General features: G+C 72.9%; 13 protein-coding genes. 9 read left to right on the top strand and 4 right to left on the bottom strand.

Going from position 1 to position 11193, the window contains the following annotated elements:
* Positions 1-117 precede the first annotated feature (117 nt).
* Entirely contained in the window at positions 118-1017 is a 900-nt protein-coding gene (locus FHX39_RS03480; protein ID WP_198423244.1) for a LysR family transcriptional regulator, read from the bottom strand.
* A 97-nt stretch (positions 1018-1114) separates the two neighbouring features.
* Between FHX39_RS03480 and FHX39_RS03475 the strand changes: the two genes are divergently transcribed.
* From FHX39_RS03475 to FHX39_RS21965, 5 genes are all read left to right on the top strand, one after another.
* A complete protein-coding gene (locus FHX39_RS03475; protein WP_183336811.1) occupies positions 1115-2206 on the top strand; it encodes an alcohol dehydrogenase catalytic domain-containing protein in 1092 nt (363 codons plus the stop codon).
* 355 nt (positions 2207-2561) lie between these two features.
* Positions 2562-3167, top strand: a complete 606-nt coding sequence (locus FHX39_RS03470) for a nucleoside deaminase (protein ID WP_183336810.1) — start codon at positions 2562-2564, stop codon at positions 3165-3167.
* A 105-nt stretch (positions 3168-3272) separates the two neighbouring features.
* Positions 3273-3671: a DoxX family protein gene (locus FHX39_RS03465; RefSeq protein WP_183336809.1), complete on the top strand. Its 399-nt coding sequence runs from the start codon at positions 3273-3275 to the stop codon at positions 3669-3671.
* Positions 3668-4600, top strand: coding sequence for an oxidoreductase (locus tag FHX39_RS03460; protein WP_183336808.1), 933 nt, complete (start codon positions 3668-3670; stop codon positions 4598-4600). The genes FHX39_RS03465 and FHX39_RS03460 overlap by 4 nt, the downstream gene beginning before the upstream one ends.
* Complete coding sequence (locus FHX39_RS21965; protein ID WP_183336807.1) at positions 4597-5316, top strand: (2Fe-2S)-binding protein; 720 nt, start codon at positions 4597-4599, stop codon at positions 5314-5316. The genes FHX39_RS03460 and FHX39_RS21965 overlap by 4 nt, the downstream gene beginning before the upstream one ends.
* A gap of 23 nt (positions 5317-5339) precedes the next feature.
* Here FHX39_RS21965 and FHX39_RS03450 read toward each other — a convergent pair whose 3' ends face one another.
* Positions 5340-5792: a hypothetical protein gene (locus FHX39_RS03450; protein WP_183336806.1), complete on the bottom strand. Its 453-nt coding sequence runs from the start codon at positions 5790-5792 to the stop codon at positions 5340-5342.
* A gap of 61 nt (positions 5793-5853) precedes the next feature.
* Here FHX39_RS03450 and FHX39_RS03445 point away from each other — a divergent pair, with 61 nt between their 5' ends.
* Both FHX39_RS03445 and FHX39_RS03440 read left to right on the top strand, forming a co-directional pair.
* Positions 5854-6102: a helix-turn-helix domain-containing protein gene (locus tag FHX39_RS03445; RefSeq protein ID WP_183336805.1), complete on the top strand. Its 249-nt coding sequence runs from the start codon at positions 5854-5856 to the stop codon at positions 6100-6102.
* A gap of 68 nt (positions 6103-6170) precedes the next feature.
* Positions 6171-7106: a quinone oxidoreductase family protein gene (locus FHX39_RS03440; protein ID WP_183336804.1), complete on the top strand. Its 936-nt coding sequence runs from the start codon at positions 6171-6173 to the stop codon at positions 7104-7106.
* Positions 7107-7155: 49 nt separating this feature from the next.
* On the opposite strand, the gene FHX39_RS03435 is transcribed toward FHX39_RS03440, so the two are convergent.
* Positions 7156-8505, bottom strand: coding sequence for an MFS transporter (locus tag FHX39_RS03435; RefSeq protein ID WP_183336803.1), 1350 nt, complete (start codon positions 8503-8505; stop codon positions 7156-7158).
* 56 nt (positions 8506-8561) lie between these two features.
* Positions 8562-9410, bottom strand: coding sequence for an IclR family transcriptional regulator (locus FHX39_RS03430; RefSeq protein WP_183336802.1), 849 nt, complete (start codon positions 9408-9410; stop codon positions 8562-8564).
* A 166-nt stretch (positions 9411-9576) separates the two neighbouring features.
* Between FHX39_RS03430 and FHX39_RS03425 the strand changes: the two genes are divergently transcribed.
* Both FHX39_RS03425 and FHX39_RS03420 read left to right on the top strand, forming a co-directional pair.
* Positions 9577-10506: a D-isomer specific 2-hydroxyacid dehydrogenase family protein gene (locus FHX39_RS03425; protein WP_183336801.1), complete on the top strand. Its 930-nt coding sequence runs from the start codon at positions 9577-9579 to the stop codon at positions 10504-10506.
* Between the two features lie 348 nt (positions 10507-10854).
* The gene (locus tag FHX39_RS03420; protein ID WP_183336800.1) at positions 10855-11139 is read left to right on the top strand and encodes a pyrophosphorylase; all 285 of its coding nucleotides are present in this window, start codon (positions 10855-10857) and stop codon (positions 11137-11139) included.
* Positions 11140-11193 lie beyond the last annotated feature (54 nt).

Genomic DNA, 11193 nt, shown 5'->3' with positions numbered 1-11193 from the left:
GCCAAGCAACGCTCCCTGAGCCTGTCGAACGCTCCCTGAGCCTGTCGAAGGGCCCCGCACGGGTTGGCACCCTTGCACCTCGAGGAATGCCGACCTCTTCGAGGCCCTTCGACAGGCTCAGGGAGCGTTTCGCGCGACGTCACGCAGAGCCCGGAGCACGGCCTCGATTGCAGGCGCCGGGTCGCCCGGAGGGCGGACGGCCAGGAGGCGTCGCCGTTCGTCCGTGCCGTCGGTGACCTCGAGCATCTGAACGCCCTCGGGCAGCACGGGGGCCAGGTTCGCGGGGATCGTCGTGAGGCCGCACCCGGCGGCCACGAGGTGCAGCTTGGTCAGCCAGTCCTTCGCGCTGTGCGCCACCCGCGGCCGGCCGGCCAGTCCGGGCCAGACGCCGAGGAGCGGCTCGCTCCCCGTGCCCGGGCTGGCGATCCAGTCGACGTCGGCCAGCTCGGCGACCTCGACCGACGTCCGCCCGGCGAACCGCCCCGCCGCCGGTACCGCCACGAGGAGCCGCGCCTCGGCCAGGGTCTCGACCTCCAGCGCCGGCAGCTCGTCATCTGGCGGTCGGAATGGCGGCCGCGCCGTCACCACCGCCAGGTCCAGGCTGCCCGCCCGCACGGCCCGGACCAGCGCCGGCGTCGTGCCCTCGCGGGTGGTGACCGCCAGGCCCGGCGCCCGGAGTCGCAACGCCTTGAGCGCCTGGGGCACGAGCACCGCACCGGCGCTGATGATCGCGCCGAGCCGCACCTCAGTCCGACCGGCGGACTCCCCCGCCAGCTCGCGCCGGGCGGCCTCCAGCTCGTCGAGGACCACGGCCGCGTGCCGGAGCAGGGCCTGCCCGGCCGGGGTGAGGCGTACGCCGGCGGTCCGCCGCTCGAACAGCCGGTGCCCGACCTCCTGCTCCAGCACGGCGACCTGGCGCGAGATCCCCGACTGGGTGTAGCCGAGCTCGACGGCGGCGGCGCTGAAGGAGCCACGTTCCGCGACCTCGCGCAGCACCCGCAGGCTCGTCGTCGACACGTCCATGACGCCTACGCATACCACGTGTGCGTCATTCTCGTTTGAGGCATAGGTGGGACGGACCTAGCGTCGGCGTCAGACGACAGGAGGTCTTCCGATGAAGGCAGCAGTGCTCGAGCAGTTCGGGCAGCCCCTCGTGGTGCAGGAGGTGCCCGACCCGGTCGCGGGCGGCGGCGAGGTACTGGTGGAGGTGCTCGCGACGTGCGTGCTCCCGTACGCGGCGGACGTGTTCGGCGGCGTGCGCCGCTATCCGCTCGAGACGCCGGTGGTCCCCGGGCTCGGCGGGGTCGGCCGCGTCCTCGCCCTCGGTCCCGACGCGACCCGGCTCCGCGTCGGCGACCTGGTCTGGTGCGACCCGACCGTGCGCTCGCGCGACGACGCCCGGACGCCGGACATCACCCTGCAGGGGTGGAGCTCGCGGGGCGAGGGCGGGCTGGCGCTGTCGCGACACTTCCACGACGGCTCGTTCGCGGAGCGGATGGTCGTCCCGACCGAGAACGTGGAGCCGCTGGGCGACCTCGACGCCGACCAGGTCGTGCGCTGGGCGGCGCTCGCCGTGCCGCTCGTCCCGTACGGCGGCCTGCTCGCGGTGGGGCTCGAGGCCGGGGAGACGCTGCTGGTGAGCGGCGCCACCGGCAACTTCGGCAGCGCCGCCGTCGCGGTCGGGCTGGCCATGGGCGCGGCCCGGGTCGTGGCGGTCGGCCGCAACACGGAGGTGCTCGCCGGCCTGGAACGACGGTTCGGTCCGCGCTGCCGGTCCGTCGCCCTGACCGGCGACGCGGAGGCCGACACGACGGCGATGCGGACGGCGACGGGAGGCGGGGCAGACGTGGTCCTCGACCTCATGCCGCCCGAGGTCGGCGCCGACGTCGTCCGTCGCGCCGTGATGAGCGTCCGTCCACGGGGACGGGTCGTGCTGATGGGCGGCGTGGGCATGCTGGGCGGCGACGACCTAGCACTGCCCTACCCGTGGATCATGCGGAACGACATCACCGTGTGCGGGCAGTGGATGGGGCCGCGCACGGCGAACGGCCGCATGATCGCGCTCGCCCGCGCCGGCCTGCTCGACCTCGCGCACGAGGACGTGACGAGGTTCGCGCTCGACGCGGTGAACGACGCCGTGGCCCACGCGGCTGCGCACGGCGGACCTTTCGTCCGGACGATCATCACGCCACAGAGCGCAGCATGACGCAGGTCACAGCGGTCCGTCCGTAACGAACCCGCGCCACGAGCGATGTCACCGTCGAAGGTCGAACGGCAACCTGAACCCCCGAGCAGGCCGCCGTTCGGCTTTCCTTGTCTTTGCACCCGGTGAGCACCCCCGGGTCCGCCGGTCTTCGGCCCCTCGTCCCCTCTTCTGCGCCGGCGAAGCCGCATCGACACCCGACGAGCGTCAGAAAACCGGCGAGCACGTGTAACGCCCGACCCTCGCCTGGCGATAGAAGGGTCGAGAGTCAGCGTCAACCTGAACCCCCGAGCAGGCCGACGCTGACTCTTCCCATGTCCGGATCGGCACCCGAGTCCGCTGCACTACCCTCCTGATCATGGTCGCGACGAGCTTCGGCTACACCTTGCCCGCGTGGGTCGGCGACGAGATCGCCGACGTCCCGGACGTCCTCCCCTCGCTCGAGGACCGCATGCGCGTCGTGCACCACCTCGCCGGGCGGAACTTCCTCGAGGGCAACGGCGGACCGTTCGCCGCGATCGTCGTGGAACGCGACTCCGGCCGCCTCGTCTCCGTCGGCGTCAACGTCGTGCTCGCCTCCGGCATCTCCTCCGGCCACGCCGAGGTGGTCGCCCTCGGCCTCGCGCAGACCGCGATCGGTGGCTGGGACCTCGGCGGCGAGGGCCTGCCGGCCCACGAGCTCGTCGTCAACTGGCGCCCCTGCGTCCAGTGCTACGGCGCAACGCTCTGGTCCGGCGTCCGCTCCCTCGTCGTCGCCGGCGACGGGCCCGAGCTCGAGCAGCTCACGGGATTCGACGAAGGCCCGATGGTCGCCGACTGGCGCGACCAGTTCCGCGCCCGCGGGATCCAGGTGACCACCGACGTCCTCCGCCGCGAGGCCGTCGCGACCTGGAAGGCGTACGCCGACCACGTCGCCGCCACCGACACCGTCGTCTACAACGCGCGCTCCTCCGGCACCGCCTGAGCCCGTCGCCGTCCCCTGAGCCAGTCGACGTCCCCTAAGCCTACCGACGTCCCCTGAGCCTGTCGAAGGGCGATGAGTCCGGAGCCCGGCGCCGGTCTTCCCGGCATGAGCACCGCCGCATCCGCAGCCCGGGTCCGTCCCCTTACCGTCGCCACCTGGATCGCCCGCGCGTTCCTCGCGCTGGTGTTCCTCGGAGCGGGCGCGTCCAAGCTCGCGGGCGACCCCACGATGGTCGCGATGTTCGACCAGATGGGGTCCGGTCAGTGGCTCCGCCTGCTGGTCGGGGCGTTGGAGGTAGCCGGCGCGATCGGTGTCCTCGTCCCCCGCCTCAGCCTCCTGGCCGCGACCGGTCTGGCCCTCCTCATGCTCAGCGCCGCGGTCACCAACGTCACCGTGCTCGACGCGTCACCCTGGACGCCCCTCGCGCTGCTCGTCGTCGCCGGCTTCGCGGTCTGGTCAGGCCAGCGGCTCGCCCGTCGAAGGCCTCTACCCTCGAAGGCGTGAGCAACGGCAGCGGCTGGACCGCGGAGCAGATCCCCGACCTGACCGGCCTGCGGGCGGTGGTCACCGGCGCGAACAGCGGCCTCGGCCTCCAGACCGCGCTGGAGCTGGCGCGGCACGGCGCCTTCACGACGCTCGCCTGCCGCAACGAAGAACGGGGTCAGGCCGCCGTGGCCCAGGTCCGCGCCGAGCTCGGCGATGGACCAGGCACCGCCGACCTCGCCCTGGTCGACCTCGCCGACCTGTCGTCCGTCCGCCGCTTCGCCGAGTCCTGGCACGGCCCGCTCGACATCCTCGTGAACAACGCCGGCGTCATGGCCGTCCCGTACGGGACCACCGTCGACGGCTTCGAGCGCCAGCTCGGAACGAACCACCTCGGCCACTTCGCCCTCACCGGGCTGCTGCTGCCGGCGCTCCGCCAGGCCCAGGCCGCCCGGATCGTGAACGTCTCGAGCATCGGCCACCGGATGGGCCGCATCGACTTCGACGACCTGCAGTCGACGACGCACTACCAGCGCTGGGCGGCGTACGGGCAGAGCAAGCTCGCCAACCTGCTCTTCACCCGCGAGCTGGTCCGCCGGCTGAACCGCGCCGGTTCGACGGCGCTCGCCGCCGCGGCCCACCCGGGCGGGTCGGACACCGAGCTCTACACCGGGTTCGCCGGCGCGGCCGGGCCGCTGTCCCGGCTGGCCAAGGTGTTCACGCAGGTCAGCACGCAGCCGGCCGCCGCGGGTGCGCTTCCGAGCCTCTACGCCGCGACGATGCCCGACGTCGTGCCGGCCGACTACTTCGGCCCGTCCGGCACCGGCGAGGTCCGTGGGACCCCGACCCGCGTGGGCATGAGCGCCCGGGCCCGCGACGCCGTCACCGGCACCCGGCTCTGGGACGTCAGCGAGGAGCTGACCGGCGTCACGTACGACCTCCCGGCGTGACGGACGGCCCCACGACCGGTCGCTTCGGACCGTTCTTCGCTCTCGAGGTCGTTCCGGCGACCGTGGACCTGTCGACCGCCGGCTGGCTGCCGGTGACCGACCTGGTGACCGACCCGGATCGACTCACGGGTCGCACCCGCGCGACCCAGGTCGCGCTGAGGAAGTATCAAACGGCCGCCCTCGAGGGGGACGCGGCCTGGCGGGTCGCCGCGTCCGTCACCCAGCTCGGGGTGGGCGCACGGCTGATCGCCGTGGCGCTCGCGCTGACCGTGGACGGCGCCGACCTGCCACCGCTGGAGCGCCTGGTCTTCCAGGACAGGCTGGGCGGGCCGTACCCCCTCGCCGTGACCGCGGCCCACGAGCCACCGGCCGCTCGGGCCGCCGCGGGCGCCTGGCCGCGCGTCGTGCTGGAGTGGGCGGGTCCGGTGACGAGGGCGAGCATCGACCGCCACGGCCTGTCGCCGCGGGTCGCGTGGGGCAACGTCGCGTCGGCCGTCGCCGGAGCCGCCAAGATGATCGCCGCGGCCGACCGGGCGGCGGGGGAACGGGCCCGGATGCTCGCCGCGCAGGCCCTGGGGCTGCACGAGCTGGACGGAACCGGTTCGTCCGAGGCCGACGGCGCCTACCGTCGGCGCAGCTGCTGCCTGATCTACCGGCTCTACGACGACCCGATGTTCTGCGTCGACTGCGTGCTCGCGACGCGCGCGACGACCTGAGACTCAGGTCCGAGCCTGGTCGGTCACCGCGGCCCAGCGGCAGGCGCACGGCCGAACGAGCCCCTCGTGACCTCTCGACGTCCCCGTCCGTGCAGCACCAGGCCCACCACGGCGAGCACCACCACGCCGCCGAAATACAAGACCGGCATCGCGATCACGCCGACGGCACCGAGCGCGTCGTCGCTGTTCAGGGTCAGCACGTCGAGCAGGACCGACTGGATCACCACCACGATCGCCGTGACCGCGACCGCGATCCGGAACCCCTGGTGCGCGCTCCGGCTCGCCCACCCGAGCAGGGCGGCGAAGGCGACGTACGGGCCGACGAGCCACGCGGTCAGCCCCCACGAGAAGACCCGTTCCCCGTCCTCGCCGTAGCCCTGGAACATCCCGTACAGGCCCAGGACCACCGTCGGCACGACGGGGGTCATCACCGCGAGCAGCAGCAGGGCCCGGGGCGTGATGATGCGCAGCAGCATGGCTCAGTGTGGACGGATCGCTCCCGCGCGGCCAGCACCTCGGCCTCGTAGGGTCCAAACCGTGACCTCGCGACCCCGACCCGTCCGCACCGGACGCGCCGCCGCCCAGCTCGGGGCGCAGCTCGCGGCGCTCCGCGAGCAGCAGGACCTCAGCGTCGACCAGCTCGCGGAACGTTCCAACCTGAGCCGCGCGACCGTACGCCGTGTCGAGGGCGGCGACCCGTCGGTCGGGCTCGGCGTCTTCCTGACCGTGGTCAAGACGCTCGGCCACCTCGACGCGCTGCACGGCGCGCTCGAGCCGGAGGACTAGACCCGGAGAAGCCCCTGGCATCGGAGGTCGCCCCAGGCCTGGTGCGCGCGACCGAGTTAGATGAGGGCGTGGCACAGCACTGGGTGGCGACCCGCTACGGCAACCTCGACGGTCTCGAGCTGCGCGAGGTGACGCCTCCGGCGCCCAGTCCTGGCGAGGTGACCATCGAGGTCGCGGCCGCGGGCATGAACCCGGCCGACTACAAGCGCGTGCTGCAGGGCCAGGACGCGAACGCGCTGCCGGCGCCGATCGGCTTCGAGGTCGCGGGCGTCCTGTCGGCGATCGGCGAGGGCACGGAGATCGGGTCCGGACCGGCGCAGGTCGGGGACGCCGTGCTCGCGTTCCGGATCGCCGGCGGCTACGCCTCCGCGCTCACCGTCCCGGCCAAGGACGTGTTCGCCAAGCCCGACAACCTCGACTTCGCCGAGGCCGCCAACCTGCTGCTCGCCGGCACCACCGCGGCCGAGATGCTCGACGTCGTCCACGCCCAGGGCGGCGAGACGATCCTGCTCCACGGCGCGTCCGGGGCCGTCGGCGTGAGCGTCCTCCAGCAGGCCCGCCGCCACGGCGTGCGCGTGATCGGCACGGCGAGCGAACGCAGCTTCGACGTGGTGACCCGCTTCGGCGGGACCCCGGTCGCGTACGGGCCGGGGCTCGCCGACCGCGTACGCCGGGCGGCGCCGAGCGGGATCGCGGCCGCGCTGGACTCGGTCGGGACCGACGAGGCCGTCGACGTCTCCCTCGAGCTCGTCCCGGACCGCGAGCGCATCGTCACCATCGCCGCTGCCGGGCGGGCCCAGGCGGACGGGATCCGGATGATCGGCGGGGCGATGCCCGCGAGCGCCGCGTTCCGCGACCGGGTGCGCGCCGACCTGATCGCGCTCGCGGCCGGAGGGGACCTGGTCGTGCCGATGGCGCGGACGTTCCCGCTCGCCGAGGCCCGCGCCGCGCTCGACCTGCTGCGGGGCGAGCACCCCGGCGGCAAGCTCGCGCTGATCCCCTGAGCGCTCGGGGGGACCAGCGTCAACTCGGTCAGCGCCGGTCGGTCGCAGATCACCCCTCCTGCACCTCCGCGGCCAGCCGCCCGGGCGAGGTGAAGCGGCGCGAGACCAGCGCTACCACGGACGCGGCGATCATGGCCGCGGCGATGATCAGCAGCGAGGCCGAGAAGCCGCCGGTGAGGTCCTTGACCTTGCCGATCAGCGGCGTGACCGCGAGGCCGGCGACGTTCGCCAGGGAGTTGATCAAGGCCACGCCCGCCGCGGCCGCGACGCCCGTGGTGAAGGACGTCGCGCTCTGCCAGAGCGCCGGGATCGCCGACCAGGCCACGCCGGTCGACACGGCCAGCAGGGCGAACCCCAGGAACGTCGGGCCCGCCACCACGCTGAGCGCGAGCAGCACCCCGGAGATCGCCATCGGGACGGCCATGTGCAGGTGCGCCTGCCCCCGCTTCGCCACGCTGCGACCGACGATCAGCATGAAGACCACCGCGAACGCGTACGGGATCGCCGTCAGCAGCGAGGTCGCGAAGTTGCTCGGGTTGCCGAACGTCCCCTTGATCACCTGGGGCATCCACAGGGTCAGCCCGATGCTGTTGAACGAGTAGAGGAACAGGAACAGCGCCAGCAGCAGGATGCCGGGGTTGGTCAGCGCCTGACCCACGGAGAACGTGCGCTGCGTCTCCAGCGCCTTCCGCTCGGCGGCGAGCTCCTCGATCAACCAGGTCTTGTTCTCCGCGGGCAGCCAGGCGGCGTCCTTCGGGGCGTCGGTGAAGTAGCGCAGCACGACGAAGGCGAGCAGAACGGCGGGGATCGCCTCGAGGATGAACAGCCACTTCCAGCCCTCGAGCCCCCACACCCCGTCCATCCGGACGATGAGCCCGCTGATCGGCGCGCCGAGGCAGGTGGCGAGCGCGGAGCCGACGTAGAAACGTGCGGTCGCCCGCGCCCGGTGCCGGCTCGGGAACCACAGAGACAGGTAGAAGATGATGCCCGGCGTGAAGCCGGCCTCGGCCGCGCCCAGCAGCATCCGCACGAGGATGAACGACTTGTCGCCCTGCACGAGCGCCATGCAGCCGGCGACGATGCCCCAGGTGATCATGATCCGGGCGATCCAGACCCGCGCGCCGAAGCGGTTGAGCGCCAGGTTGCTCGGCACCTCCGCGAGGATGTAGGTCACGTAGAACAGCCCCGCGCCCACCCCGTACGCGGTCGCCGTCAGCCCGATGTCGGCGTTCATGGTCAGCGCGGCGACGGAGATGTTCGTCCGGTCGAGGTAGGCGACCAGGAACAGCAGCATGATCAGCGGCAGCAGCCGCTTGGTCACGCGTGCGACGGTGTCGCTCTCGAGCGGCGTAATCGCGGTGGGCGGGGCGTCGGTCCGCTCGGACCTGGTGGTGGACATGGATCTCCTGGAGCTCGCGCGAAGTCGGTCGTGCCGGTGGGGGCGGTACGGGTGGGTCAGGACGGCTCGGCGCGGCGGAGCCGGGCGGCGAGTCGGGTGAGGCCGGCGACGATCGACGTCTCCAGCTCGGGCGTCAGCCGGTCGGCGACGAAGCTCACGCTCACCGCCGTGGGCGAGCCCGGTGATCCGACCGGCACGCCGAAGCAGCGGATCCCGGGCACGCCCTGCTCGTCGTCGATGCTGTAGCCGCGCTCCCGCACGGCGTCGAGGTCCGACCGCAGCTGCTCGACGGTCCGCAGCGACCGTGACGTCCGGACCGGCAGCTGCTCGGTGTCGCCGAGGCGACGTTCCAGCTCGTCGTCGGACAGGCCCGCGAGCATCGCGCGGCCGAGCGCGGTGACGACGGCCGGGTTGCGGGTGCCGATCTCGTTGACGTAGCGCGCCGGCTGCTGGCCGTCGTGGCGGGCCACGTAGACCACGTCGGCCCCGTCGAGGACGGCCAGGACGACGGTCTCGCCGACCAGCTCGCGCGACGCCGTCGTCGCCCGGTGGAACTCGCCCACCACCTCCGTCGACGTCAGTGCCGCCCGGCTCAGCTCGAGCACCTTGTAGCCCAGCACCCAGCCGCCGGGGGTGCGCCGCACCATCCCGGACGCCTCGAGGCTGACGAGGAGGTTGAGCACCGAGGACTTGGCCAGCCCGAGCTCGGCCGCCAGGGCGGTCAGGAGGAGCGGCTCGCTGCGCCGGGCGAGGAGCTCGAGGAGCAGTCCAGCGCGGTACGCCGCCGGGGAGGGTGCCGTGACCCCCGGGTCTCCCTCGGCGGCACCTCCCCGACGGCTGTCCCGGTCCCCCGTCGGCTCGAGCTCGGCCTGCCCGGCCTGCTCGGTCCGAGGTGCTGCTCCCACGTCGACCTCCTCGTCGCCAGACACCAGACCACCTCTCGCCGTCGAGCGGAACCAGTCGTTCAGCCCGCTGAATTGTGCGCCGTCGATCCACGCACTGCAGGTGCTCCTCGAGCAGCCCGCTGAACGCGCCCTCGGTGCCATGGCACCGCTCCCCTAGGTTGGATGGGTGACCCCCACGACGAACGACCACGCCCCCGGCATCTACGTCGGCCCCGACCCCGACGACCGCCTCGAGGCGGCCGTACGCGAGGGCGGCGGGCAGGTCGTCGGACCGGACGAGGCCGTGGGGGTCGTGTTCCACAGCGCGGCCGACGACCCCGCCGAGAGCGTCGGGCTCGTCACCGACCGGACGCGCTGGGTGCAGCTCCCGCACGCCGGCGTCGAGCGCTGGACCTCGAACGGCCTCATCACGACCGACCCGGTCTGGACCAGCGCCGCGGGCGCGTACGGGCCCCAGGTCGCGGAGCACGCGTTCGCGCTGATGCTGGCCGGCGCGCGCCGCCTCCAGGCCGCCGCGCGGGCGCAGACCTGGGACCGGCAGCCGGGGCGGATGTTCATGGGCAGCACCGTCGCCCTCGTCGGCTACGGGGGCATCGGCCGGTGCCTGCTGCCGATGCTGGAGCCGTTCCACTGCCGCGTGCTGGCGGTCACCGACTCCGGCCCGGTTGATGGGGTCGAGCGGACGGTCTCGCGCTCGGACTACCGCGACGTCCTGCCCGAGGCCGACTACGTCGTCCTGCTCGCCGCCCTCACCCCGCAGACGCAGGGCATGATCGGTGCCGCCGAGCTCGACCTCATGCGCGACGACGCCTGGCTGATCAACGTCGGCCGCGGCGGTCTGATCGACACCGACGCCCTCGTGGACGCACTCCGGGGCGGCCGCATCGGCGGCGCCGCGCTCGACGTGACCGACCCCGAGCCCCTCCCCGACGGGCACCCGCTCTGGACCGAGCCGAACGCCCTCATCACCCCGCACGTCGCCAACCCCAAGGACGCGCACGACGCCGCCCTCGCCCAGCGCGTGACGGACAACGTCCGCCGCTTCGTCAACGGCGAGCCCCTCCTCGGCGTCATCGACCCCGAGGCCGGCTTCTGACCCACGTGCGCGGAAACGCCCCCTGAGCTTGTCGAAGGGCTGCCGAACGCGCCCTGAGCTTGTCGAACGCCCCCTGAGCTTGTCGAAGGGCCTCGAAGAGGTCGGCTCACGTCACCCGAATTCGAGCGCTGAACGACCGAAATCGGCCCCGTCGTCTCCCCGGGGGACACGGTGTTGTCCGCCCCTCCTGAAGTGTTGTCGTGGTTCCGCTGAGGGTGGCGGAGTGACCCCCCACTCGTGCCAAGATCGGACTTCGACGGGCTATGGGGTTGGAACGTCCCCGGTCAGCGCGCCCGTCTCCCCGACGATTTTGGGGTCGGCCAACGCCGACCAGGAAGCGAGTGGCTCATGTCCGGACGCGTACTTTCCAGCGAGCAGGCCAAGTCGGCCATCACGCAGATGCAGTCGATCATCAACGGCGGCCTGACCAACGAGATCAACAACCTCAACACCCAGGGCACCGCCCTGTCCGACCCGAACAACTGGGACGGCCCCCTCGCCGAGCGCTTCCGCAGCTCCACCTGGCCGGAGACGAAGTCCGCGCTCGACAAGGCCAAGGTCGAGCTCGAGGAGCTCCGCGGGCAGCTGCAGCAGATCAGCAGCAACATCATGACCGCCGGCGGCGGCAGCTGACCAGCTGCTGATCCCCGCGGGGCCGGACCACTGAGGTCCGGCCCTCACCGGGTC

The organism is Microlunatus antarcticus (assembly GCF_014193425.1).
GTDB lineage: Bacteria > Actinomycetota > Actinomycetes > Propionibacteriales > Propionibacteriaceae > Microlunatus > Microlunatus antarcticus.
Note: the sequence above shows the minus strand (reverse complement) of the source record. Positions and strands in the feature narration are given on the sequence as shown.